Origin of the sequence: Proteus sp. LHD240705 (assembly GCF_047921555.1) — a bacterium.
GTDB lineage: Bacteria > Pseudomonadota > Gammaproteobacteria > Enterobacterales > Enterobacteriaceae > Proteus.
This window is the reverse complement of the sequence record NZ_JBLRMI010000006.1, coordinates 191,395-215,706: the sequence shown is the minus strand read 5'-3', so window position 1 is coordinate 215,706 and position 24,312 is coordinate 191,395. Positions and strand designations below refer to the sequence as shown.

The 24,312-nt window shown below is 37.7% G+C and carries 25 protein-coding genes and 1 tRNA gene; 19 read left to right on the top strand and 7 right to left on the bottom strand.

Features of this window, described 5'->3' with window-relative positions; genetic code table 11:
* Positions 1-96: 96 nt before the first annotated feature.
* Positions 97-191, top strand: a tRNA-Sec gene (locus ACNART_RS13090).
* 171 nt (positions 192-362) lie between these two features.
* Positions 363-1,397, top strand: a complete 1,035-nt coding sequence (locus ACNART_RS13085; RefSeq protein WP_368927498.1) for a virulence RhuM family protein — start codon at positions 363-365, stop codon at positions 1,395-1,397.
* 183 nt (positions 1,398-1,580) lie between these two features.
* Here ACNART_RS13085 and ACNART_RS13080 read toward each other — a convergent pair whose 3' ends face one another.
* Positions 1,581-1,943: a YibL family ribosome-associated protein gene (locus tag ACNART_RS13080; protein WP_198620146.1), complete on the bottom strand. Its 363-nt coding sequence runs from the start codon at positions 1,941-1,943 to the stop codon at positions 1,581-1,583.
* A 97-nt stretch (positions 1,944-2,040) separates the two neighbouring features.
* Positions 2,041-2,388, bottom strand: coding sequence for an HNH nuclease YajD (gene yajD, locus ACNART_RS13075; RefSeq protein WP_006534437.1), 348 nt, complete (start codon positions 2,386-2,388; stop codon positions 2,041-2,043).
* Positions 2,389-2,570: 182 nt separating this feature from the next.
* Here yajD and ACNART_RS13070 point away from each other — a divergent pair, with 182 nt between their 5' ends.
* Both ACNART_RS13070 and ACNART_RS13065 read left to right on the top strand, forming a co-directional pair.
* A complete protein-coding gene (locus ACNART_RS13070; RefSeq protein ID WP_198626260.1) occupies positions 2,571-3,104 on the top strand; it encodes a DUF2058 domain-containing protein in 534 nt (177 codons plus the stop codon).
* A 101-nt stretch (positions 3,105-3,205) separates the two neighbouring features.
* Positions 3,206-3,688, top strand: coding sequence for a cold-shock protein (locus tag ACNART_RS13065; protein ID WP_349443230.1), 483 nt, complete (start codon positions 3,206-3,208; stop codon positions 3,686-3,688).
* Positions 3,689-3,698: 10 nt separating this feature from the next.
* Here ACNART_RS13065 and ACNART_RS13060 read toward each other — a convergent pair whose 3' ends face one another.
* Positions 3,699-4,415, bottom strand: a complete 717-nt coding sequence (locus tag ACNART_RS13060; RefSeq protein WP_368927502.1) for an RluA family pseudouridine synthase — start codon at positions 4,413-4,415, stop codon at positions 3,699-3,701.
* Between the two features lie 125 nt (positions 4,416-4,540).
* Between ACNART_RS13060 and ACNART_RS13055 the strand changes: the two genes are divergently transcribed.
* The 4 genes from ACNART_RS13055 to ACNART_RS13040 all read left to right on the top strand — a co-directional run bounded on the left by ACNART_RS13055 (position 4,541) and on the right by ACNART_RS13040 (position 8,998).
* A complete protein-coding gene (locus ACNART_RS13055; RefSeq protein ID WP_198620143.1) occupies positions 4,541-4,786 on the top strand; it encodes a DUF2543 family protein in 246 nt (81 codons plus the stop codon).
* Between the two features lie 198 nt (positions 4,787-4,984).
* On the top strand, positions 4,985-5,725 hold the full coding sequence (locus ACNART_RS13050) for a MurR/RpiR family transcriptional regulator (RefSeq protein WP_109374182.1): 741 nt from the start codon (positions 4,985-4,987) through the stop codon (positions 5,723-5,725).
* 334 nt (positions 5,726-6,059) lie between these two features.
* Positions 6,060-7,616, top strand: a complete 1,557-nt coding sequence (locus tag ACNART_RS13045; RefSeq protein ID WP_109374183.1) for a PTS transporter subunit EIIC — start codon at positions 6,060-6,062, stop codon at positions 7,614-7,616.
* Between the two features lie 11 nt (positions 7,617-7,627).
* A complete protein-coding gene (locus tag ACNART_RS13040) occupies positions 7,628-8,998 on the top strand; it encodes a class-II fumarase/aspartase family protein (RefSeq protein ID WP_198620141.1) in 1,371 nt (456 codons plus the stop codon).
* 87 nt (positions 8,999-9,085) lie between these two features.
* On the opposite strand, the gene ACNART_RS13035 is transcribed toward ACNART_RS13040, so the two are convergent.
* On the bottom strand, positions 9,086-10,402 hold the full coding sequence (locus tag ACNART_RS13035) for a sodium-dependent transporter (protein ID WP_198620140.1): 1,317 nt from the start codon (positions 10,400-10,402) through the stop codon (positions 9,086-9,088).
* A gap of 953 nt (positions 10,403-11,355) precedes the next feature.
* On the opposite strand from ACNART_RS13035, the gene ACNART_RS13030 reads away from it, so the two are divergent.
* From ACNART_RS13030 to ACNART_RS12980, 11 genes are all read left to right on the top strand, one after another.
* Positions 11,356-12,513 (top strand): N-acetylneuraminate epimerase, encoded by a 1,158-nt coding sequence (locus ACNART_RS13030; protein ID WP_198632435.1) that lies wholly within the window; start codon positions 11,356-11,358, stop codon positions 12,511-12,513.
* Between the two features lie 80 nt (positions 12,514-12,593).
* Positions 12,594-13,289 (top strand): oligogalacturonate-specific porin KdgM family protein, encoded by a 696-nt coding sequence (locus ACNART_RS13025; RefSeq protein ID WP_109373765.1) that lies wholly within the window; start codon positions 12,594-12,596, stop codon positions 13,287-13,289.
* 211 nt (positions 13,290-13,500) lie between these two features.
* Positions 13,501-14,199 (top strand): N-acetylmannosamine-6-phosphate 2-epimerase, encoded by a 699-nt coding sequence (locus ACNART_RS13020; protein WP_109373764.1) that lies wholly within the window; start codon positions 13,501-13,503, stop codon positions 14,197-14,199.
* Entirely contained in the window at positions 14,196-15,065 is an 870-nt protein-coding gene (gene nanK, locus ACNART_RS13015) for an N-acetylmannosamine kinase (RefSeq protein ID WP_416303618.1), read from the top strand. The genes ACNART_RS13020 and nanK overlap by 4 nt, the downstream gene beginning before the upstream one ends.
* A 50-nt stretch (positions 15,066-15,115) precedes the next feature.
* Positions 15,116-16,606: a sodium:solute symporter gene (locus tag ACNART_RS13010; protein WP_198620137.1), complete on the top strand. Its 1,491-nt coding sequence runs from the start codon at positions 15,116-15,118 to the stop codon at positions 16,604-16,606.
* Between the two features lie 13 nt (positions 16,607-16,619).
* Positions 16,620-17,093, top strand: coding sequence for an N-acetylneuraminate anomerase (gene nanQ / locus ACNART_RS13005; protein WP_198620136.1), 474 nt, complete (start codon positions 16,620-16,622; stop codon positions 17,091-17,093).
* Between the two features lie 187 nt (positions 17,094-17,280).
* A complete protein-coding gene (locus ACNART_RS13000) occupies positions 17,281-18,168 on the top strand; it encodes a MurR/RpiR family transcriptional regulator (RefSeq protein ID WP_109373760.1) in 888 nt (295 codons plus the stop codon).
* Between the two features lie 172 nt (positions 18,169-18,340).
* Complete coding sequence (locus ACNART_RS12995; RefSeq protein WP_100158564.1) at positions 18,341-19,231, top strand: dihydrodipicolinate synthase family protein; 891 nt, start codon at positions 18,341-18,343, stop codon at positions 19,229-19,231.
* Positions 19,232-19,406: 175 nt separating this feature from the next.
* Positions 19,407-20,123 carry a hypothetical protein gene (locus tag ACNART_RS12990; protein WP_198620134.1) on the top strand — a complete coding sequence of 239 codons (717 nt, stop codon included), beginning with the start codon at positions 19,407-19,409 and terminating at the stop codon, positions 20,121-20,123.
* A 101-nt stretch (positions 20,124-20,224) separates the two neighbouring features.
* On the top strand, positions 20,225-20,620 hold the full coding sequence (locus tag ACNART_RS12985; protein ID WP_416303617.1) for an SGNH hydrolase domain-containing protein: 396 nt from the start codon (positions 20,225-20,227) through the stop codon (positions 20,618-20,620).
* On the top strand, positions 20,560-21,114 hold the full coding sequence (locus ACNART_RS12980; protein ID WP_416303616.1) for an SGNH hydrolase domain-containing protein: 555 nt from the start codon (positions 20,560-20,562) through the stop codon (positions 21,112-21,114). The genes ACNART_RS12985 and ACNART_RS12980 overlap by 61 nt, the downstream gene beginning before the upstream one ends.
* A 78-nt stretch (positions 21,115-21,192) precedes the next feature.
* Here ACNART_RS12980 and ACNART_RS12975 read toward each other — a convergent pair whose 3' ends face one another.
* The 3 genes from ACNART_RS12975 to ACNART_RS12965 are packed head-to-tail and all read right to left on the bottom strand — an operon-like array spanning position 21,193 to position 24,028.
* Positions 21,193-21,906, bottom strand: a complete 714-nt coding sequence (locus ACNART_RS12975) for an MgtC/SapB family protein (RefSeq protein WP_368927507.1) — start codon at positions 21,904-21,906, stop codon at positions 21,193-21,195.
* Positions 21,907-21,945: 39 nt separating this feature from the next.
* Entirely contained in the window at positions 21,946-23,193 is a 1,248-nt protein-coding gene (locus ACNART_RS12970; protein ID WP_198620132.1) for an MFS transporter, read from the bottom strand.
* 13 nt (positions 23,194-23,206) lie between these two features.
* Positions 23,207-24,028 (bottom strand): MBL fold metallo-hydrolase, encoded by an 822-nt coding sequence (locus ACNART_RS12965; protein ID WP_099076083.1) that lies wholly within the window; start codon positions 24,026-24,028, stop codon positions 23,207-23,209.
* Positions 24,029-24,312 lie beyond the last annotated feature (284 nt).

Genomic DNA, 24,312 nt, shown 5'->3' with positions numbered 1-24,312 from the left:
TTATTTGAAAGAGCTTTTATTGATTTGATGCACTTGGGATTAAAAATAATTCAGCGTATAATCATCCCGTTATTTCCTTTTGACCCATTCAAAAATGGAAGATCATCGTCCCCGGTGGGGCGGCTGGACTTCAAATCCAGATGGGGCCGCCAGCGGTCCTTGGCAGGTTCGACTCCTGTGATCTTCCGCCACTTTGTATTAACTGATCTTCCAATAAAACCTCTTTTTATTCTCTTATCATATTGTTTTTCAGCAAAATAGTACGTTTGTTATCTATTTACTGATGCCCTTATTTTTTTGTTAAACATGGTATATTGTTGTTCACAGTTTATTCGTAATGTATAGAGAGTGAGGGCAATTTGATGAGCGAAAATCTTCCTGAAGCACCACAGGGCGAATTTATTTTGTTCCGTAGTGAAGATGGTCAGACTCACGTCGAATGCCGCTTTGAGTCGGATACTCTGTGGTTATCTCAGGCTGAAATTGCCAATCTTTATCAGGTAACACCTCAGGCAATAACTCAACATATTAAAGCTGTCTACGAAGAAGGCGAGCTTGTACAAAATTCAACTTGTAAGTCTTTCTTACAAGTTCGACAAGAAGGCAATCGGCAGGTTAATCGCAATACGCTGCATTACAACCTTTCAATGATCCTTGCTATTGGTTACCGCGTCCGTTCAGTTCGCGGTACTCAGTTTCGTCAGTGGGCAACACAAACCTTAGAACAGTATCTGATCAAAGGGTTTGTGATGGACGATGAGCGGCTGAAAAACCCGCCTGTTGGTCAGTCTGTCGTGCCAGATTACTTTGATGAGATACTCGAACGTATCCGTGATATTCGTGCCAGTGAGCGACGAGTTTATCTACGGGTGAAAGAGATATTCACCATGGCAGCAGACTACGAACCTTCAAATAAAGAAACCAATCGATTCTTCCAAACCATCCAAAACAAATTGCATTTTGCCTGTACGGGAATGACTGCCGCAGAGCTTATTGCCAGCCGTGCAGATGCGAGTCAGCCAGATATGGGATTAACCAGCTATAAATTTGATGAAGTACGTAAAACGGATGTAACGATTGCGAAGAACTATCTGCGTGAAAATGAACTTAAAGAATTAAACCGTATTGTCAATATGTGGCTCGATTTTGCTGAAGACCAAGCACTGCGCCGTAAGCAAGTTTTCTTACAGGATTGGGATACCAAGCTGGATCAGTTTTTAAGTTTCAACGACCGTGAAGTATTACAAGGCGCAGGTGAAATAAGTAAAAAAGCCGCTGATGAAAAAGCTAAAGAAGTATTTGATATTTTTGCCCAAAAACGTCGTCGATTAAAAGAAATCGAAGGGGCAAGAGCGAATATTGCGGCACTGAAAGATTTGCTAAAAAGAGGTAAATAAAAAAGCAGTCATTCTATTAATTTTTATATTAACTAAATTGTCAGGATCAGTTTTATGGCAGAAGATGAGGTAGCGAATATTGAAGGCGAATTATTTACTGACGGTTCATAACAACGAAAAGTATATTAAGAACCAGCCAGTATTAGTCGATCTTTGCAGGTTTTAGTCGGAGTAATTTTCTAACTAGAAATCAGTCTTAGAAAAACCAGTCATACTATCTAGCCCCATTTCTCTGCCTAATGCTGTCATTGGATGGACAATGATCAAGCCTCGTACGGCTTTCTTCAGCTTGCCAATATCAGCTTGTTCTTTCTTAGTAATGGGGCGTTTGAATGGCATATCTTCTAATTTCTGCGCTTCTTTACTTAGTTTATTGCTACGTACTTCTTTCAAACGAACGATTTCAGTTTCCAGTTCTACTTTTTCTTTCTCAAACTCTGCGTATTTTTCTGCTTCGTCTGTCAGCGAGATATTTGCCATTTTGTGACGAATAAGATCTAAACGGTCGCTAAGGAGTTTGATTTTTGCTTTTTCGATTTCTTTCATTATTAATTAACCGTGAACAAATTTCTTGTTGGCAAGTATACACCATTCTGCATAGGAGCATGAAAAGGGGGACGAATTAAAGCAGACATCACATTCATTATTTTTTCTTGTTCAGCATCGATTTTAAATCAGCAAACGGATTATAAGTGGCTGCGCCTACATCGTCTTGTGCATCTTCACCCGCGACAACGGTTGTACCGTATTGGTCTGCTTCTGTATATTTCGAGTGTTCATGATCATGGCAAAACAGACACAATAACTCCCAGTTACTGCCATCTTCTGGGTTATTGGTATGGTCGTGATCAATATGATGAACGGTTAATTCACGTAGATTGGAATAAACGAACTCACGAGCGCAACGCCCACATACCCACGGATAGATTTTCAGCGCTTTTTCACGGTAGCCACTTTCCAACCGTGCATAGTTTTTAGGGATCAGTGCCATTGTTATTACCTGTTATAAGAGAAAGTTTGACGATAGTTTTTCCAATATACTCTGAATGCACTCATTGGTTCAAATCTCACAAGGCCTATTTCCTCCAATAACCCATCACACTCACAATCTGATGCACTCTTGGAAATTACAGGTATAATTTCAAAAATTATTTAGCAGATTTAGGCATAAAAATGGCAAAACTTACCTTACAAGAACAAATGTTAAAAGCAGGGCTTGTGACCAGTAAAAAAATGGCGAAAGTTCAAAGAACGGCGAAAAAATCACGCGTTCAGGCACGAGAAGCAAGAGAAGCCGTGGAAGAAAATAAAAAAGCCCAACTTGAGCGCGATAAACTGCTTAGTGAGCAACAAAAACAAGCAACTTTATCTAAAGAGTATAAAGCGCAAGTTAAGCAACTTATTGAGATGAATAGAATTACGCCAGCAACAGGCGATATTGATTTTAACTTCACTGACAATAATGTGATTAAAAATATCGTAGTGGATAAACTGACACAATCTCAATTGATTAATGGACGTCTCGCCATTGCTCGTCTGGATAGTGCAGATAAAACTGAATATGCGATTATTCCAGCAAGTGTTGCGGATAAAATTACACAAAGAGATGTGGACTGTATCTTGTTAAATAACGCACTTAGCGAAACAGAACAAGATGAAGACGATCCTTATGCTGATTTTAAAATCCCAGATGATTTGATGTGGTAATAAGCAAAGTAGCTTATTACCTCAAAGACATAGTCTGTATAAGCATTGTGCTTTATACTGCATCTGGAAATTTTTGTAGATAAACGATTAAGTAGGCGATAATGGCAATGAACGGAATAATCACAAAGTGGTTTGAAGATAAAGGTTTTGGATTTATTAAAGATGAAAACGGTGATAACCGTTATTTTCATGTGATTAAAGTTGCCAACCCTGCTTTGATAAAAACAGATGCAAATGTCACGTTTGAACCAACCACAAATACTAAAGGTCTATCTGCTTACGCGGTGAAAGTGATCCCAGACAGCAAATATGTCTATATTGCAGGTGAGCGAGTTAAACTGACATCCATTAAATCATTTCGAATTTATAGTGAAGATGTGCCCGCAGATACGCATATCAATAAAGAAAACACCATACTTTCTGTCGGTACTTTAATGAATAGCATCAGACCAAAATCAGCGGATGACGCCAATAATATGCGCACGTTGAGAAAGCTTGCGATCACCACAATGCACGGAACAGAAATAGTTTTTACTGAAGATGAACTTGATATCGATGAAACAGTAAAAGCACTTAAACTGTAAATATCGATATTTAAAACGGGCTCTCGCAGCGCGCTTTTATGGGTGCTTGGCTAATGGGATGAACAAAATGAAGTTCACTCGCATGAAGCATAAGTCGCGGAGTCCGTTCAGTTCCTTCTATTCCTTCAATTAAATCTCCGTCGCACCCACCATATAAATCACAACCTAAAATAGGATGCCCTATAAACTGGCTGTGAATACGAAGTTGATGAGTTCTCCCTGTTTCAGGCATAAATTGTACTCGCGTTAAAGGCAATAACGTTCCATCTTCTAACGTATGATAAAAACGTTCAATAACGTGGTAGCGAGAGCGCGCGGGTTTGCCATTAATGGGGCTAATCGACATACGTGGGAACAGAGCCGTATCTTTTGCAATCGGCGCATCGATTATTCCTTCATTATCATCTAAATGCCCGCACAGTAGCGCGCTGTATACTTTGGTTACACTGCGCTGGCTAAATTGCTGACACAAAAGAGCATTGATTGTTTTATTGCGTGCCACAACCATCAATCCAGATGTACCAAAATCAAGTCGATGAACAAGCGTACAACCCGGAAATAGCTTCACTAATCGATAGTGTACTGAGTCGATGTTTTCTGGATTCTTTCCTGACAGACTGAGTAGCCCTGTTGGCTTATTGATAAGCACTAAGTGCTCGTCTTGATAAAGGATCTCGATTTCATCATGGCAAGGTGGGGCAATAAAAGTATCGATAATCGTAGACATCAGCTTATCCGCAGAAAAAGAAGGAAATGGATGATAGCGAATTTTAGGTTAACAGGCGAATGTAGAGATATACTCTTAGTAATTTGAATACGACGAGTATAAACGTTAATCCCTGAGGACAACCGATGAACAATGACATTCATTTTAAATATTATGACATGGTAGAAGAGTATGCGATGGAATCGATAGAGCCTGTTGCTGAGGCTGAAGCAGATGCGCTGGCTCTCTACTTCCAGTTACTACTTACACGATTAATGAATAACGAAGAAATTAGCGAAAACGCACAGCAAGAGATGGCAAAAGAAGCGGGTATTGATAAAAAACGCATTGATGATATCGCCATGTTTCTTAATCGCTGGGGTAACGAATAATACGTATTGGGCTCATTAAAAAATGGGCTCAATATTATCCTAATTCACAAAATGTCACTCTGATCCTACATAACTGTATGATTTAACGTATACTCGTTATGCACTTTATTTCACATAAACTCGTAAAAAATAACCGAACTGCTTTTTTGATGTTTGCTGTTTTCATTAGATATTTTAGATTAATTTATTGGGTGAGATATGCTGGATTTTTTAAAAAATTATGACAATTTGACGATCAGCGAAAAGAAAGTATTAAAATATCTCACCGATAATATTGCGGATATTCCGTATTTAAATATTAATGATTTAGTCGCCAAAACCTTTGTATCAAAAACGGTTATCATTAATTTATCGCAAAAATTAGGATTTAGTGGATTTAAAGAGCTTAAATTCCAAATTAATAATTATATTTTGACGAAAAATAAAGTCGAAAAAACGAATGCGGCATCTTATAAAAAACAATTAGAAAAAAATATTCATAAAACATTTACCTTAATTAATGAAGAACAAATTCAGGAGTGTGCAAAAACCTTACGCCATTCTAGGAATATTTTTATTGTTGCAAGAGGTACAAGCAAAGCCGTAGGGTATTACCTTGAACACCTATTGTTTGCATTAGGTCTGCATTGCTTTTTTATTAATGATTACAACTTATCTGATTCGTTTACACGTCTTGTTAATGAAGATGACACGGTTATCTTTATCTCTCTTTCTGGTGGCACTAAGAAAATCATCGAGACAGCAAAAATCGTGCAGCTAAAAGATGCTAACATCATTAGTATGACAGCATTTAATACCAATGAATTAACCACTTATGCAACTCATGCTCTATTTTGTTTTGCTGATAATCATGATACTAAAAAAGATGATACCAAATCACGAATTGGATTTTTTATGCTGGTGGATTTACTGATTAATGAGTTAGAAAATCTACTTTAAAAAGGGATAATAGAGCTTATATGATTTATTAAATACTATTTTTAATTATTAAAGCGTGAATAATATTAATATATCTTGTTAGATTAATCGTTATTTATTCTAAAATAGCTTTTCTTTTCAATCTTACTTCTCAACCCTAAAATAAATATTATTTAATAGAATAAAAGGATTTATTCATTGTTCTTTATTACATCGATAATTAACAAAAAGACCTAAGTCATAAAATATGACCTGAGATAATATTTAAAACCAGCGCGTCATTCATTTCCTATAATCCCTAAGATAGAGTACCTCTGTAATTCTTTTATATTCGAGAAGTCATAAGGAAAAAAATATGGCCAGGAAAAAGTTCAGCGAATCTATTCAGCGCTTTGGTAGAACCCTACTTCTACCTATCGGCGTATTGGCACCAATCGGTATGATATTGGGGATCAGTGGTGCTTTAGTTCAGTCTTATATGATTGCACGCTTTCCTTTCTTAGGAAATGAAACCGTCAACGCATTGTTAGTGAGTATCCGTTCTATTGCGGGCGTTGTGTTTGACAATATCCCTCTCTTATTTGCAATGGGTGTGGCATATGGTATGAGCCACAAAGATAAGGGGATAGCGGTCTTTGCCTCTGTTGTCGGCTATTTAACCTTGATAAGTACTATCAATATCTGGCTGGTATTGACAGGAAAATTGGCTGATCCTGCGATTATGACGCAAGTGGGGCAAATCAAGGTGCTTGGTATCCAAACCATGAATATCAGTGCAGCAGGGGGGATTATCACGGGATTAATCGCCGCATGGGCAACGGATAAATTCTATAACCTGGAATTACCAACTGCATTTGCTTTCTTCTCAGGGAAAAAATCTGTCGCCATTATTATGGTCGGATTGATGATAGGCGTAGGCGCATTATTGCCATTTATTTGGGAAGTATTAGTCATGGGCTTAACTAAGCTCTCGGCTGTCTTCTTAAGCCCTGTCGGGCCTTTCTTTACCGCGGGTGGTGAACGTCTATTTATTCCATTTGGTTTACACCATGTTTGGAACGTTCTGTTTAGATTTACCGAAGCGGGTGGCTCTTATGTTATTGAAGGTCAAACCTATGTGGGTGTTGTGCCAGCAATGACCGAAGTATTGTTTAATCAAGGGCCAAGTAGTGAATATTGGGCAATGATGCCAAGCCTAACGCGCTTTATGGCTCAACAACAAATGTTGGTTACGTTGTTCCTATTCCCTGCGATTGCATTAGCAATTTATAAAACCTCGAAGAAAGAAAATCGCGCTGAAGTTAAATCGATGCTGGTGACGATGGTCTTAACGGCAATGTTAGGTAACGTTACTGAGCCACTTGAATTTACTTTCGTCTTTATCGCGCCGTTACTCTACTTAATTTACGCGATTATCGTCGGTATTGGCGCTGTTCTGCTCTCTTTTGCGGGAGTTGCGATTGGTTATATTCGAGGCACAGTCTTTGATTTCACCATCTTTGGTTTACTGTACGAACATACTAACTGGATCTTCTTAGTGTTGATTGGTAGCGCACTGGCTGTTGTGACCTACTTTATTTTCTACTGGGCTATCGTCAAATTTGATATCAAAACACCAGGTAGAGAAGAATCAAGCAATATGAAAAATACGTTAATCAAAGAAAAACGTTATGGCGAAATTGCAGAAATTCTTATTCAAGCGTTAGGTGGCAAACAAAATATTCGTAATGTTGATAACTGTATTACACGATTACGTATCGATATTAATGAAGTTAATCAAATAGATAAAGAGTTAATGTTAGAGTCTGGCTGTACAGCATTCTTCTTTCCGGCAGCAAACCATGTCCATGTCGTTTATGGCCCTAAAGTCGAATTTGTTCGCAATGCTGTTGATGAAGCAATGAAGAAATAAAAGGATACATGATGAGAGCGTTATACGATTCTAAAAGTAAAACAATCGACGATCGCGGTATAAAAAATCTGCTGTCCAATGAAGCGAAATATTCAACTTGGTTGATGTTTGAAGCCATGTTAGCGCAAGCACAAGCTGAATACGGTTTTATTCCACAGTCTGCCGCAGATGAAATTAAAGAAAAGGCGATTATTGAGAATATCGATTTCGAAGAGATGAACCGTATTTATCAAAAAATCGGTCATGGCTTTGTGCCTTTCTTAAAAGTACTGGTGAATGCATGCTCTGAAGAGAGTGGTAAATATGTGCACTACGGCATTACCACTCAAAATATACAGCAAAGTTCACAGCTGTATATGATGAAAACGGTACACAACAAATTTATGTTGTTGTTAAGCGAGATCATCGAAAACTTATCAAATCTCGCTGAAAGAACCAAACATATGGTGATGGCAGGTAGAACACACGGTCGCCATGCTATTCCAATTACTTATGGTTATAAAGTGTCTGTTTGGATCAGTGATTTTATTGATTGCTACCAGCGTATGAAAGAGTGTGAAAAGCGTGTATTCACTATCATGATGGGGGGCGCAGTAGGTGCTTTTAACTCCATGCCTGAAGTGGGGATGAAAGTACAAAAACGCGTTGCTGAATTAGTGGGTATGCAAGCAATGGAAGTCCCATCACGTAACCTAAGTACGCATAAATTAGAGTACATGATGAATTTGGCATTGATGGCAAATATCTGCCATAAAATGGGTGAAGAAGTGTATAGCACCACGTTAGAAGAAATTGCTGAAGTTTCTGAAGGATTTACAAAAGGCACTGTGGGTAGTAGCACGATGCCTCATAAAATTAATCCAAAATTAGCCAAAGGAATTATCGCTAACTCACAAAAGCTTTACTCATTACCGAATGTGGGCATGTATTCCGCAGTAAGACCATACGAGGGCGATAGCAGCTCTTATATGTTATTCGATGGCTTAATTGAAGAAGCATTAGAATTAACAACAGAAATTTTGCTAAGAACGGAAGAGCTTTCAAGAACCATCGTTCCTCATGAAGAGAGAATGCTACATAACGTGATGAGAAATAAGGGTTTAGATAATACCGAATACGTTATGATGAAAATGGCAGAAAAATTAGGCAAAGATAAAGCGCATTCATTGTTATATGAAGAAGCCATTAAAACGGCGGCAGATGGTGAAGATTTTTACACTAATCTGATGAAGAATGAAACCATTACAGCGGCATTTAATGCAGATGAAATTAAGGCAATGCTTGATCCTCGTTCTTATATCGGTTTATCTGTTGAACTTGCTGAAAAAGAAGCAAAACGTGGATTAGTGGCGGCTCAAGAAATTAAGCAAAGCTATAAATAAGTCGTAAAAGTTATCAAGTATCCATCAATAAATCATTATCAGTTAAGTCGAGAGCCACTCATTTTGAGTGGCTCTTTTTGCTGATGACTAACCAATCAAACCATGCACTAAAATAATCCCGATACAAATTGGCCCAATATAACGCCATACCAATAATAAGCTTTGACGTTTTAATCCTGTGATATTTTCAGGAATAAAGGCATTCGCTCTACGTGACCAACCAAAGATTAAACACATTGCAATACCAAACAGTGGCATCAAAATATTAGAAGTCAGGTAATCCAACAAATCGAAGACTGTTTTGCCCCCCAGCGTCACGTCACTCATCGGTCCAAAAGATAATGACACTGGAATACCCATCAACATAATCGATGCGGTTACGACTAACCCTGCACGACGGCGTGTCCACTGAAAACGCATCTGTACGTAAGCGACGATATGTTCCAGTAATGAAATTGCAGAAGTTAACGCTGCCATTAATAACAAGACAAAGAACGTCACGGCTAAAATATTGCCACCAGGTAAGTTAGCAAAGTAAACTGGCATGGTCATAAAGGTTAAACCTGGGCCCGCATTAGGCTCTAAGCCTGCGGCAGATAATGCAGGGAAAATCATTAATCCGGCAAGTACACATACCATACAAGACAGAATAACCACCCACATACTGGAGTTAGCGATACCTTTATTATCCGCTAAATAAGCACTGTAAGTGATGTGAATACCTAAACCGATAGACAGTGAGAAGAAGGCTAACCCTAACGCATCTAATACGCCTTGAGGGGTTAATTTGCTGAAATCAGGGTATAAAAATAATTTTAAGCCTTCAGAAGAACCAGGTAAGCTAATACCAACAATAATCAATAAAATCATAATGATAAATAACATTGGCATCATGATTTTAACGGCTTTTTCTAATCCGCGTTGTACACCTGCTAAAACCACAAAACAGGTTAATCCAGCAAAAGCAAGGTGAGCCAAAATAGGCCATAAAGGATCACTAATAAAGCGGGTAAAAATACCCGTTAATTCAGCGCTATCTGTAATATTCAACTGACCTGTTGCCGCCATAACGGTATAGCCAATTGTCCAACCACCGACAACACTATAGAAGCTATAAATACACCATGAACTGAATACACCAATAACGCCTATAATGACCCAATTGCGCCCCATCATTTTCTTAAATGCATTAACTGCTTCGGCGTGTGTGCTACTGCCTAATATATTTTCAGCCAGTAATACCGCAAGCCCGATAATAAAACTAAATAATAAGAAGACGATTAAGAATGCACCACCACCATTATTGGCAGCGACATAAGAAAACTTCCAGATTGCGCCAATACCGATTGCAGAGCCTGCGGCTGCTAAGATATGGCCGACTCGTGATGTCCATTGCTGGCTCATTTTGCCTCCGATTTAATTATTTTAGTGATGGAGGTAGCTGGCAAACAACGAATTGCAGATAAAACATTGTAATTCATAACCTTTGTGGTGAAACTAAACATCATAGAACTCCCCTAAAAAATCAGTTCCACCAGTAGGTTACAAACAAAAAAACCACCTTACTGGTGGCTTTTGCAAAAGATGAATAAGCGTGGCCACCTAACGAAGTAGTAGTAGGTTTAGGCCTAAAAGTCGGTTGTTAGTGTTCATATTCATCTTTTTGCTCTTTATTGAAATGGATATCATCGCAATGCAATATGAAATATTGTTTTTCAAAATGCGTATTTGTTATTTATATCATAAATTCAAACTAAAGAAATAAATTTTATTGGAATTCAGTGTTAATTTTTATTTCTAAATGTTTTTCTGATGCCAATAGATAAATGTCGTAATAAGTCATGGAATTAACCTTATTTGTGTAAGGTGAGCATCGGCAAAAATGTCGAAACGGTTATTAAACATTATTTTATTTTTATATCTTATTGATTATATTTAAAAAATTTAATTGGAATAATTCCTGATTAATTGAAAGTTCTTTATGACTCTTTTACTCCCTAGTTAGCACACAAGGTGAAAATGGGGATTAAATCGATTAAAAAGGCTCTTGAAATAAAACTCCATTCTTATCTCTTTTATAAAAAAATTTTACTGTAAAAGAAGTAACATTATATTCTGCATAAAATCTCAACAATAAATTATTGTGACTACTTTTTATTCCAATGTCAGATTTTTATTCCTAAATTTGATTTAAGGAAAGTTATAAAAATATAAGGCTAAAAAATAGACATTTTGATCGTCTTCACAATTCAGAAAAGATCGATTTGAAGTTTAACTCCGAAAATAATTATATATTGGAGTGATCTTCAATATACAAAAAACACCCTACTTGATGACAATAATAAGAGCTAATAAGTATGAACAGAATAAAGAAAATATCTTACGCCTGTCTCTCTGTAATGCTAGTGTCAGCAATATTCACCTCTACTAGCTTTGCAGAAAAACTTCCTAACTTACCTGTCACATTTAAAAGTGGGGCAGGAACAATCAACAAAAATGTTATTTATATTGGTTTAGGCACAGCAGGAAAATCTTGGTATAAGCTTGATCTTAATAATCAAACAAAACAATGGGAAAAAATAGCAGACTTTCCTGGTACACAAAGAGACCAGGCCATTGCACTAGCATTAAATAACGATATTTATGTATTTGGTGGTGCGGGAAAAGAAAATAAAGAGAGTGAAACTATTAGTGCACTCACAGAAGTTTATCGTTATTTACCTAAAGAAAATAAATGGGAAAAAGTGAATACGCGAGCGCCTTACGGATTAGTTGGGCATGCTGCTATCAATATTAACAACCATGAAGCTATTATTCTTGGTGGTGTTAATCAACAAATTTTTGATGGTTACTTTGTTGATTTAAACCGCACCAAAGAGAATGGATCTGAAAATAAAAAAGTCATCAGTGATTATTTTAATAAACCTGCGGAAGGTTACTTCTTTAATCGAAATATAATGGAATATAACGCTGAAAGTAATCAATGGCGATTATTAGGTGTTATGCCATTTAATGGAACGGCGGGTTCGGCATTAGCTTATGATGGTAATAAAATCACCTTAATAAATGGTGAAATAAAACCGGGATTACGAACCAGTGAAGTACAAACAGCGACATTTAAAAACAACCAATTACAATGGGACACGGTAGCACAAAAGCTACCAAATCCTACACCTGATCAGCAACAAGACGGCTTAGCAGGTGCATTTGCGGGTTACAGCATGCACACCTTGCTGGTTGCTGGAGGGGCTAATTTTCCGGGTTCTCAGGCAAACTATGCACAGCAACATTATTTTGCACACCAAGGACTAGAAAAAACATGGCATAAAGAAATTTATGGCTTTATTAATAATCAATGGAAAGTCATTGGCGAATTACCGCTTCCTCTTGGCTATGGTGTCACTATCTCACATGATAATTCACTTTATTTAATCGGAGGTGAAACAAATAAAGGTGAAGCTGTTAATTCAGTTATTACTTTAACGATGAAAGATAAACAATTAATTATTGAATAATCTCTCCCTACATATAAATTAAAATAACCCATTAAGACCCCTGATTTATTCAGGGAGTCTTACCTATTTAGGTAAATATTATGGCAAATAAAAAGAAAAAACTTTTATTGGCATGCTGTACTTTATTAATGTCATCTCAATTATATGCGACTACATTAGACTTCCGTCATGAATATGCAGATTCGACACGAATTAATAAAGATAGAATTGCATTTATTCATTCTTTTTCAAATGGTATTGGTTTTTATATTGATGCGAGTGTCAAATCAGGTGGTGTTGATGGTGAAAAAGATAAATTATTTAGTGATGTTGTTAATAATGCCATTGAAATGGGGTTAAGCTACAATCATAAATTAAATAATAATGTCACATTACAACCTGGTCTTATTTTCGAAACAGTTACCGATACTTCTATATATAAACCTTATTTAAAAGCACAATATAATTTTGATAGTGGTTTATATATTGCAGGGCGTTATCGTTTTGATTATGCCCGTAAAACAAAACAGGGTGTTGATGACGAAAAGACAAATCGTTTTGATGGCTTTATTGGTTATAAATATAATAAATTTAAAGTGGAATATGACTACACGCAAATGTATAGCGATGCCATAAAATACGATAATAAAAAACGTAATTATGAGCATAACGTCGCTTTCTCTTATCAAATCAACAGCACATTCACGCCTTATATTGAAATTGGCAACATGGCAGTAAGCCCACTTAGTGATGCTCGTCAGACGCGTTATCGTGTTGGGTTACAGTTCCATTTCTGATTTTACTTAATGAAAACAAAGTAAAAAAACAGGAAGAGTGGTGGAGACATCATTCTTCCTTTTTATTTTGTTTATTTATCAGTTGGTTATATGGCTGTGGTTATTGTTTGATCTTCTTCACAAATTGTTATTTTTTTGATTGAGAAATTAAACTCCGTAAAATATTATAATTTGGAGTTGTATTTCAAAAAAAGAGAACAGTGAGTTCAAAATGGCGCTAATTGAAAAAATGACTAAGGATATTCAGCAAAAAGGCGGATTAATCGTGTCTTGCCAGCCAGTTGATAATAGTCCAATGGATAAGCCCGAAATTGTCGCTGCTATGGCTCAAGCCGCAGTAAATGCAGGTGCAATCGCAGTACGTATTGAGGGAATTGATAATTTAAAAGCAACGCGTCCTCTTATTGATGTGCCGATTATTGGCATTGTGAAGCGTGATTTGCCTGATAGCCCTGTAAGGATCACACCGTGGCTCAGTGATATTGAAGAATTAGCCACCGCAGGTGCAGATATTATTGCTTTTGATGGTACTGATCGTGTGCGTCCTGTACCCGTGAAAACGTTATTAGCTCATATTCATCGTTTAGGAAAATTGGCGATGGCGGATTGCGCCACCTTTGACGAAGGCATGTATTGCCAAGAGTTGGGCACCGAATTTATTGGTTCAACGATGTCGGGCTATACCGGTGGCGAAATACCAAAGCTGCCTGATTTACAGCTGGTCACTGCATTGGCTGAAAAAGGATGCCGAGTGATTGCTGAAGGGCGTTATAACACACCGATGATGGCAGCAAGAGGTATGCATGCGGGTGCTTGGGCTGTCACTGTAGGCTCTGCATTAACACGTCTTGAGCATGTCTGTGATTGGTTCACTCAAGCATTAAAGTGGCAGCAGGAGTTAGATAAATGAATACATTAGCCATTGATATTGGAGGAACAAAAATTTCGGCAGCATTAATTAGCCGAGATAACCAATTGACACAACATATGCAGATCACCACACCCGCAAGTGCATCACCAACACAACTTTATGAAGCACTCGTTGCTATTACGACACCACTAAAAAACCATGCTGATAGTGTTGCCGTGGCATCAACAGGCATTATTTGTAATGGCATTTTAACGGCTCTGAATCCGGATAACTTAGGCGGATTAAAGGATTTTCCTTTAAAAGAAACGTTATCTGCGATCACGGGGTTGCCATGTTGGTTACTGAATGATGCTCAAGCCGCAACATGGGCTGAATATGATTATCGTCGTGAAACTATTTCTGATATGGCGTTTATCACTGTATCGACAGGTGTTGGCGGTGGCGTTATTCAACAAGGACAACTTTTTACAGGAAAACGAGGTATTGCAGGCCATTTAGGTCACACCTTAGCAGATCCTCATGGCCCACGTTGTGGCTGTGGTCGCTATGGTTGCGTTGAAGCCATCGCTTCAGGTCGTGCGATTGCCGCACAGGCAACTGGAGAGCTTGCAGGAAAAGATGCTAAAGCGATTTTTGCTGTCTTTCATCAGGGAAATTCACAAGCAAAATCAATTATTGAGCACTCAGCAAACACAATTGCAAATTTGGTAACAGATATTAAAGCCACAACCGATGCCGATTGTGTCGTTCTTGGCGGTAGTGTTGGGCTAGCGAAAGGGTATATAGAACTCGTTCAAGCAGCCATGACACAACAGCCATTAGCATTACAAGTGCCGATATTATCGGCTCACTACCATCATGATGCCGGGCTCTGGGGCGCTGTCCTGTGGGCTAGAGAGCAATAAAAAACTGTCGTAAAACTTACCTTTTACCCTACATATGGCAGGACTAAAAAATGCAATTACATGATTTTGGTTTCATTAATTATGCAGTGCTGTTTGGTTATTTAGCAGCAATGCTACTCGTTGGTGTTTATTTCTCTAAACGTCAAAAAACCGCGGATGATTATTTCCGTGGCGGAGGTCGCGTTCCTGGTTGGGCTGCGGGTGTTTCCGTCTTTGCAACCACATTAAGCTCGATTACGTTTATGTCTATTCCTGCAAAGGCTTATACCTCAGACTGGACTTTCATTATTGGGCAATATTTAGCGATCGCTATTTTGCCATTAGTCTTTTATTTCTATATTCCGTTTTTTAGAAAATTAAAAATCACCTCGGCTTATGAATATTTAGAAGCGCGTTTTGATATACGCAGCCGTTTATTTGCCAGCCTTTCATTTATGTTATTCCATATTGGTCGAGTGGCAATTATTACTTATTTAACTGTACTTGCTTTGCGTCCTTTTATGGGTATCGATCCCGTTGTATTAATTGTGCTGATTAGCTTGCTATGTATTGTTTATACTTGGATGGGCGGCATTGAAGGCGTTATTTGGACTGACGTTATTCAAGGGTTATTACTATCAGGTGGCGCAGTGCTTATCTTTATTATGATCTGCTTTAAAGTTGATGGCGGAATTAGTGAAATTTTCACTGCAACATCACAGGCAGATAAATTCTTCCCTGCGACACAATTACGTTGGAGTTGGACTGATAGCACCATTCCTGTTTTGATGATCGGATTTTTATTCGCGAATATTCAGCAATTTACCGCAAGTCAGGATGTCGTACAGCGTTATATTGTGACGGATTCCATTGAAGAAACTAAGCGTACACTGATAACAAACGCTAAATTAGTTGCCATTATTCCTATTTTCTTCTTCGCTATTGGCTCGGCCTTGTTTGTGTATTACAAACAGAATCCTAGTTTCTTACCTGAAGGCTTTAATACAGGTGGTATTCTACCTCTATTTATTGTGACCGAAATGCCTGTCGGTATTGCTGGATTAATTATCGCTGCTATTTTTGCTGCGGCTCAATCGAGTATTTCGAGTAGCTTAAACAGTATTTCAAGTTGCTTTAACTCAGATATTTATACTCGTTTAAGTAAAGTAGAACGCCGTGCTGAACAAAAAATGAAAGTCGCAAGATTAGTGATTATCGTAGCGGGTGTGTTCAGTAGCCTTGCCGCAATTTGGTTAGTTTTATCTGATGAGTCTGAAATTTGGGATGCCTTTAACAGCCTGATTGGCTTAATGGGTGGCCCAATGACAGGTCTGTTTATGTTGGGTATTTTTGTTAAACGTGCCAATGCAGGCAGTGCCGTGGTGGGTATTATCGTCAGTATTATTGCGGTATTAGCGGCTCGTTATGGCAGTGATCTTAACTTCTTCTTCTACGGTGTGATCGGTGCAATGTCTGTGGTAATAGCAGGAACAATCACAGCGCCTCTTTTCGCCTCAGCAAAACAAATTTCATTAGATGACAATGAAACATCAGGGAATTAATAGGGGATAACCTATGTTATTTGGACACATATCAGATTTGGCTTTGATGCCAGAAATGAATTCAACACTGCGTAACGCGATGGAAAAAGCACTCGCACTTGATCCCGCATCTCTCGCACCGGGTAGTTATAAAATTGACGGTGAAACGTTGTTTATGAATGTGATGACGTTTGACACGCAGCCTCGTGAGCAAAAACGTGCAGAGTTACATCAGCGTTATATTGATATTCAGATATTGCTATCTGGTGAGGAAATTATTGATTTTGGTATACAGGGCTCAGCTCAAGATGTGACGCCTTATAATGAGGCTGATGATTATCAACTAACCGATACAATAATAGGTCAACAGACCTTAACGCTTACACCAAGCATGTTTGCTGTTTTTATGCCTTATGAACCTCATAAACCGGGAATTTCGGCTGAAAAGGGTGCAAATACACTGAAGAAAGTAGTCGTTAAGTTGGATGTCGCCGCATTGACTGACTAACAATTACTGTTTTTATTAAGCGCTTTATTTCTGATGTATCAGTAAGTTGTATTCTGATGATATAAGGAATAAAGCGTTTTTTATTATCACATTATTGTATGAGCAAGGCTTTTTTTAACCTGTTGGAATTGGTACTCTTGTTAGCAGAATTTTTTCCGTGTATCCGCTGCAACCAAGGATAATCTCCATGACAGAACAGGCAACGACCCGATTAAAGCCGGGTAAAATACTTGATACGCTAGGCGCAATGAAAAATAGTCTAACGCGAGTATCACAGCGTATTGCAGACTATATCCTGTTCCATCCTACAGAAGTTACTCAGCTCTCTATTGCTCAACTTTCACAAGCGACAAAAGCGGGTGAAGCGACGGTTGTGCGTTTTTGTCGCACATTGGGTTATAAAGGGTTTCAAGATTTTAAAATGGATTTGGCGATTGAAATGGCGACCTCTGATAATGAAGAGTCACCTATTCTTGATGCAGAAGTCACTCATCAAGACGATATCCATACCATTGGTTTAAAACTTCAAGCAACGATTAATAACGTACTATCAGAGACATTGAATCTGCTCGATATGAAGCAAGTTCAAGGCGCTGTAGATGCTTTATTGTCAGCAAATTATATTTTTATCTGTGGTGTTGGTTCTTCAGGTATAACGGCGGAAGATCTAAAAAATAAATTAATGCGAATTGGTTATCGTGTTGATGCGGTGACAAATAACCATTTTATGTATATGCAAGCCTCGTTATTAAAACCGGGTGATGTTGCTATTGGTATTAGCCACTCAGGTAATTCACCAGAAACGGTTCATTCCCTTAAATTGGCAAAAGAAGCGGGAGCCCATACCATTGCACTGACTCATAATTTGGGTTCACAAATTATGGAACATGCGGACTATCATTTGATTAATGGTAATCGACAAGGGAAATTGCAAGGCGACTCTATTGGTACAAAAACAGCACAACTCTTTGTGTTGGATCTCCTCTATACCTTGTTAGTTCAAGCTCAACCAGAAATGGTCAAGGAGCAAAAACTACGAACACTGAATGCGTTAAAACAGACTCATTCCGCGTAAGCTCATTTCTGCATTGTGTGATTTTTTGCGAAAATTGGCGAAAGATCACACTTTCATTTTTCTCTTCCTTTAACGCTCATTTCGTTATTGCGTTCTGAAGTATAGCTCTCTAATATAGAGTCAAACTCCATAAGTTAAACAATAAAGAAATTAACCTCCAAAGGAAGTGATCATGAACAAACTCTCTGGACTGATTGCCGCGCCTCATACCCCATTTGCGACTGACGGTAGCGTTAATTATCCTGTCATTGATGAGATAGCAAAACACCTTATAGCAAGCGGTGTGACGGGTGCTTATGTATTAGGAACAACGGGTGAAGGTATTCATTGCTCTGTTGAAGAACGTAAGAAGGTAGCCGAACGCTGGGTTGATGCCAGTCAGGGTAAACTAGACCTTATTATTCACACGGGTGCATTAAGCATTGCGGATACACTAGAACTTGCTCGCCATGCTGAGACATTAGATATCAAAGCAACATCAGTGATTGGTCCTTGTTTCTTTAAGCCAGGCAATGTTGATGACTTGGTTGAATATTGCCGTTTAGCCGCCGCCAGTGCGCCATCAAAAGGTTTTTATTATTATCATTCCACGATGTCAGGCTTAAGCATTGATATGGAAAAATTCTTACAAGCTGCGGGTAAAGCTATCCCAAATCTATCAGGTATGAAATTTAACTCTCCTGATATGTATGAATTCCAGCGTTGCTTACGTGTAGATGGTGGAAAATATGACATCCCATTTGGGGTTGATGAATTTATTCCTGCTGGATTAGCCTGTGGTGCATTAAGTGCAGTCGGCAGTACTTATAACTATGCTGCGCCATTATACCTTGAAATTATTGAAAAATTTAAAGCGGGTGATCATGAAGGTGTGACCGCTTGCATGGATAAAGTGATTGCGATTATTCGTGTGTTAGTCGAATACGGCGGCGTTGCGGCAGGAAAAGTGGCAATGCAACTGCATGGTATTGATGTGGGCTCTCCTCGTCGCCCATTACGCCCAATGACCGCAGAGCAAACAGCAGATGCTCTCGCGAAGTTTAAAGCTGCTAATTTTCTGTAATTGATTTGATTTTGATTGAGTATTTATAGATAGCCCATTTTTAACATCTCCCCCATTGATGTGACAGTGGCTTTTAGATGAAAGCCACTTTTTATTATTCACTCTGCAACTTGATTTTAAATTTCACTCCAACCAAAGTAATAGCAATAATTATATTCTTTACTTAGGTGCATTTATGGCATGCGAATTCCTGACACAAGCAACACTCAAAAAATTGTCAACAGGTGAAATTTGGCAACGACAAATCAATGATGAAAGTATTTTTGATGTCAGCTTAAATGCGGGGCAATTAATGATTTGTCAGCCTGAAATTGAGGAAAGCTTTATTCCCTTTAGCCAGAAGCTAATGGCTTATTGTGAACCGCTTGCACTTAAGTTTCCATTTATTGAATTTGCTCAGCCACAAGAATTTCATTCCACATTATTAACGATTTTTAATCAACAAAATGAACAGTTTAAACTGCAACGACCCGGATTATTGGCGTGGTGCCATGAGATTGCCCAAATCTTTAATCAAACAAAACGAATTGAAATTTCATTTAATAACGTTGTGTTAACGTCTAATGGTAGTGTGATATTAACGGGCGTTTCAAAGGAATTAGAACAATTTAGACAAAAGGTTTATCAGCAGATCCCCATTGATAACACCCTTCATAAAAATATTATTCATATCACGCTTGGGCGATTATGTGAAAATAGGTCATCAGCAGAAATGAGGACGCTTTATGATGAGTTAGAACAGAGCCGATCATCATTAATGTTTTATGATATTAATACCTCTATCGTTATTCGACATCCAAAATTTGTGGTGAGTAAAGGTTCTCTTTCATCTGAAGTGCAATTAGGTTTAACGATGGAGTTTAATCAGTTATGGCCATTTAGGTGTTATTAATAATAAATATTAAATAGCCTTTTTCTTTTTGTGACTAAAGCGATATGGCTAATTGGTATATAATCCGGCAATTCTTTTCATCTGGATAATGTACTTGAATTATGAATGAAAAATATCACGGTATTGGCGCAAGGCTTGGGCAAAATTACGTTAATTTAGAAGCTAAGTTGAGTCAGTTTGATTATCCTAATCGAATTAAATGTATGAATTTTGAAGCCTCTGATCCAGATAAAATGTGCCATATTGGTGAAGTGGGAAGCCAGAGAAAAGCGTTTTTATTTGGTGATTCTCATGCAAATCATTATTGGGGCTTTATGGATATTTTAGGTAAAGACGCCAAAATAGATGTATATGCACAAGCCACGTTATCATGCATTACTCTTCCTAATATTTACCTTTATGATTGGTCTAATCATAAAAATGCGGTTTATCAGCGTTGTTCGATCAAACGGCGAAATATTATCAACTTATTAAGAATAGCCACTTTGATTATGTAATATTTGGGCAAGTCTGGAATAACTATGCATCAAATCATGTCATTAATAATCTAGGTGATGTTAGAACCGTCGAAGAGTCTCGTAAACGCGTTGAAAAAGCGATGCGTGAAGCGCTTGATATTATTATTGCCACAGGCGCTAAACCCGTTTTTATTAAAACAGTCAATTTTATGCCAAGTGGTTTTATGACCTGTTTTTATGAAAATGCAAAATTAAGAAAAGACTTTGCAGATAATAACTGTAACCCCAAAAACTATAAAGGTGAGGGAAATACATGGATGGATCAATTATTCGTTAAATTAAAACAGGATTATCCAACTTTAATTATCATCGATCCTAAAGATGTGCAGTGTGATAAAAATATCTGCTTAACCTATATAGAAGGTGTGCCGGTTTATCGTGATGTAGGGCATATTACAGATTATGCTTCAACAATCTTCGGCATGATGTATCTAGAACGTTTTGGTAATCCGCTAGTCATCAAAAATCCTTAATATGACCATCAATCGGTCATCAAAATAATAAAAAGGGCGCTTTATCTTAGATAACCGCCCTTTTTATTTTTGAATATATTAATGATCCAAAGAAACAGAATGAACATGTTCAAGCTGTTTTAATGAGCAATAAAATTCAGGTAAGGTAATTTTTTGCCTAACTAACAGCTTCAAATTTACTTCAACGCGCTCTTTTTTAATATCACGAATAGTCAGATTTTCAATTACGTCTTTATGACTTTTTAAATACTCAATTAAAAGAGGAACACCGCTTTCATGAGTAAATAACATACGTACTTTTATCTTACCTAAACGTTGGTTTTTCATTTGGAATAGCACCACTTGTGGGCTGAGTTGAATAGCCATAAAAAAGAGAAAAGTCACAATCATGGCATGCCAATAAAACCCTGAACCACAAGCAATCCCCACACCCGCTGAAGCCCATACTATCGCTGCTGTTGTTAGACCTGAAATTGCGTCATCACGTCGATGCAATATAACACCTGCGCCAAGAAAGCCGACACCACTGATAATTTGTGCTGCTAACCTCATGGGATCGCTACGAATATTGTCGGAGATATTGGCGTAATATTCTGCGGATTGAATAGAGACAATGGTTAATAAACAACTGGCAACAGCAATAATGACACAGGTTTTAAAACCGACAGGCTTTCCCTTTGATTCACGCTCTAAGCCAATAAGGCCGCCTAAAATAAAGGCGGCCAGTAATTTAGCGATACTTGAAAGTGATAAAGGGCCAATGCTGTCAACAAACTGTATTAATGCGTTCATGGTTTGCTCCTAACGTTGGCTTATTCCTTTATTTTAAAACTACGGTGTTGCAATACTTTCTTGTGCTTTTTTATCTTCGTTACTTTTCTTTTTACTCACATCATCTTTAAAGAAGAAGATAAAGAATATCGTCACAACGGCGGCAACAATCGCTGGGTATATCCAGAATGTTGACCATTGTGGTAAGGCTGCATCACCTGTTTCTGTTACGGTTGAATTAAAGATTTGACCACAAATAGTGGAAGCAAATAATAAGCCGAAACCATTAGAGACAATAAAACGTAAACCTTGTGCTTGAGCGCGGATTTCAGGTTTTGCTTTGCGGTCAACATAGATATCACCAGCGGTAAAGAAGAAGTCCCAACATAATCCCTGTAGCATTAATCCGATAACGATAAAATAGAATTCTGTATTTACCGCAGCATAAGAAAAGAATATTGAGCGAATGATCCAGCTAACAGCACCTAAAAGAAGTGTAATTTTGAAGCCAAATTTCATTAAGAAGAATGACAAGACAAACATAAACAGCACTTCACAGGCGATCCCTATTTGCATAATAGACGCTGCATTATTAAAACCTAATGCTTTAATAAAAACAGGAATATAAGCAGAATAAGCTGTTTTAGGGATCATTAAAATAAAGATACTAAACATTAAGATAGCAAAATAGCGATCTTTAAATAATGACAGTGCATCCAAACATAAAATATCACGAGCAGAGAACGGTTTGCCTTTCGCTTTCGGTGGTGTATTAGGTAAAGTAAAGCAATAGAAACCCAGTAATACGCCCACAGCAGAAGCAATATACCAAGTCATCGTACTACCAGAGAAGCCCATTTCTCCTAATATAAATCCGATAGCCATAAAACCGAACGTACCGAATACACGAATAATAGGGAAATATTTCACACCATTAATATGGGAGAAACTAATACTATTTGAAAGCGCAGTGGTTGGATAAAACAATAATCCAATAATGAAAATTAAGAATAAAGTCATACCACTGTTTTGTGCTTCAATAAATTGAGGAACACAAATAATGACTGCGGCATTAATTAAATGAAGGATGCCCATCACTTTTTGTGAAGCAAAGAAACGGTCAGCCACCATACCAATAAATAATGGGGAGATAATTGTTGCTACACCTAATAAAGCATAGGCATTACCAATAATGCTTGCCATACCATAGGTACTTAATACTAGCCCCATAGTCATATTCCACGCACCTTGCATGAAATATTGCACAAACATCATAATTAGTAAGCGAGAGGTTATTTTCATATCCATCATCGTTCTCCTCTTAATTTGTTTCTAACGTTAATCCGTCGTAGGCAACGCGGATATTATGAGGAGCACAAACAGCTTCTAATTCGTGGTGAAGCAATTTACCGCTATGTGAAATATGCGAAACGGCAATTTGTGTATCTTGATGTAAACAACCTTGTTGTTGCAGTTTTTCTTTTGCTGCAAATACGGTTTCTAAGCTCATATGATTATCAGTACGATCTTTACCATTGAGTCCATAAGTACATTCAAAAACAACGATATCAAGTGGTTTGTTTTCTAACCATTTCCACGTTAATTCAGGGAACCAACCAGAATCATGACCATAGAAAATCACCTTGCCATCCTTCTCAATATGATAAACATAGCAAAGTTCCCATTTCGCATGATTAGCAAGTAATGGCGTAATTTTATAACCGTTTCTTTCGACAGTAACAAAAGGAATTAAGCAGTGAAAAGCGAAACGCTCTTTGCTGTAACCAGGTAAAACTTCGATACAACCATTAATGGCGCGATCATTGCCAAAAATATGAAGGGGATGGTTAATTTCAAAACCATAACCTTCCATTCGGCTAAACAGATCGCCAACATTGAAATGATCAGGATGCGTGTGAGTGAATAGAAGACTTTCAAAATGGGTAGCATCCATTCCATCACGCATTAACTGGTAGCTAAATGTAGGTGATACGTCGATTAACATAATGTCATCGACAATGGCAGACGAGTGAGTTCGGATATCTTTCCCACCAAGTTCTCTTGCTTTTAGACAGTGTTCACAACGGCAGAAGGGATTGGGTATGCCTTCTGAGGCAGCCGTCCCTAAAAAATGAAGTTTCATAAGAAATCCCCTTATCCTATTGTTTTATTATGATTTTATTAATTATCTGGTGTTGGCTATCTATAAGACATAGATAAATTTGAACGTTCCAATAATAAAATGATGAAGAGTCTTTGCCAATAAATGAAGATCAGATCAGTGATCTTATTCAAATTAATTTTATTATCTTATTGATTAATATGAATATGAGTTTTTAATTGATATTGATAATTATTTATTTGAGACAAGTAATAAAAGATTGTTTTATAAACAATTATTAAATGGAACGTTCAAATTAATTATCG

What these genes read in the sequence shown, in the direction of transcription:
- ACNART_RS12970 (WP_198620132.1), bottom strand. Translation starts at nt 23,193, where the DNA reads ATGGATATGAAAATAACCTCTCGCTTACTAATTATGATGTTTGTGCAA.
- ACNART_RS13045 (WP_109374183.1), top strand. Translation starts at nt 6,060, where the DNA reads ATGGCCAGGAAAAAGTTCAGCGAATCTATTCAGCGCTTTGGTAGAACC.
- ACNART_RS13000 (WP_109373760.1), top strand. Translation starts at nt 17,281, where the DNA reads ATGACAGAACAGGCAACGACCCGATTAAAGCCGGGTAAAATACTTGAT.
- ACNART_RS13070 (WP_198626260.1), top strand. Translation starts at nt 2,571, where the DNA reads ATGGCAAAACTTACCTTACAAGAACAAATGTTAAAAGCAGGGCTTGTG.
- ACNART_RS13025 (WP_109373765.1), top strand. Translation starts at nt 12,594, where the DNA reads ATGGCAAATAAAAAGAAAAAACTTTTATTGGCATGCTGTACTTTATTA.
- ACNART_RS13065 (WP_349443230.1), top strand. Translation starts at nt 3,206, where the DNA reads ATGGCAATGAACGGAATAATCACAAAGTGGTTTGAAGATAAAGGTTTT.
- ACNART_RS13085 (WP_368927498.1), top strand. Translation starts at nt 363, where the DNA reads ATGAGCGAAAATCTTCCTGAAGCACCACAGGGCGAATTTATTTTGTTC.
- ACNART_RS13020 (WP_109373764.1), top strand. Translation starts at nt 13,501, where the DNA reads ATGGCGCTAATTGAAAAAATGACTAAGGATATTCAGCAAAAAGGCGGA.
- ACNART_RS12995 (WP_100158564.1), top strand. Translation starts at nt 18,341, where the DNA reads ATGAACAAACTCTCTGGACTGATTGCCGCGCCTCATACCCCATTTGCG.
- ACNART_RS13040 (WP_198620141.1), top strand. Translation starts at nt 7,628, where the DNA reads ATGAGAGCGTTATACGATTCTAAAAGTAAAACAATCGACGATCGCGGT.
- ACNART_RS12965 (WP_099076083.1), bottom strand. Translation starts at nt 24,028, where the DNA reads ATGAAACTTCATTTTTTAGGGACGGCTGCCTCAGAAGGCATACCCAAT.
- ACNART_RS13050 (WP_109374182.1), top strand. Translation starts at nt 4,985, where the DNA reads ATGCTGGATTTTTTAAAAAATTATGACAATTTGACGATCAGCGAAAAG.
- nanK (WP_416303618.1), top strand. Translation starts at nt 14,196, where the DNA reads ATGAATACATTAGCCATTGATATTGGAGGAACAAAAATTTCGGCAGCA.
- ACNART_RS13080 (WP_198620146.1), bottom strand. Translation starts at nt 1,943, where the DNA reads ATGAAAGAAATCGAAAAAGCAAAAATCAAACTCCTTAGCGACCGTTTA.
- ACNART_RS13030 (WP_198632435.1), top strand. Translation starts at nt 11,356, where the DNA reads ATGAACAGAATAAAGAAAATATCTTACGCCTGTCTCTCTGTAATGCTA.
- ACNART_RS13060 (WP_368927502.1), bottom strand. Translation starts at nt 4,415, where the DNA reads ATGTCTACGATTATCGATACTTTTATTGCCCCACCTTGCCATGATGAA.
- yajD (WP_006534437.1), bottom strand. Translation starts at nt 2,388, where the DNA reads ATGGCACTGATCCCTAAAAACTATGCACGGTTGGAAAGTGGCTACCGT.
- ACNART_RS12985 (WP_416303617.1), top strand. Translation starts at nt 20,225, where the DNA reads ATGAATGAAAAATATCACGGTATTGGCGCAAGGCTTGGGCAAAATTAC.
- ACNART_RS13055 (WP_198620143.1), top strand. Translation starts at nt 4,541, where the DNA reads ATGAACAATGACATTCATTTTAAATATTATGACATGGTAGAAGAGTAT.
- ACNART_RS13010 (WP_198620137.1), top strand. Translation starts at nt 15,116, where the DNA reads ATGCAATTACATGATTTTGGTTTCATTAATTATGCAGTGCTGTTTGGT.
- nanQ (WP_198620136.1), top strand. Translation starts at nt 16,620, where the DNA reads ATGTTATTTGGACACATATCAGATTTGGCTTTGATGCCAGAAATGAAT.
- ACNART_RS12990 (WP_198620134.1), top strand. Translation starts at nt 19,407, where the DNA reads ATGGCATGCGAATTCCTGACACAAGCAACACTCAAAAAATTGTCAACA.
- ACNART_RS13035 (WP_198620140.1), bottom strand. Translation starts at nt 10,402, where the DNA reads ATGAGCCAGCAATGGACATCACGAGTCGGCCATATCTTAGCAGCCGCA.
- ACNART_RS12975 (WP_368927507.1), bottom strand. Translation starts at nt 21,906, where the DNA reads ATGAACGCATTAATACAGTTTGTTGACAGCATTGGCCCTTTATCACTT.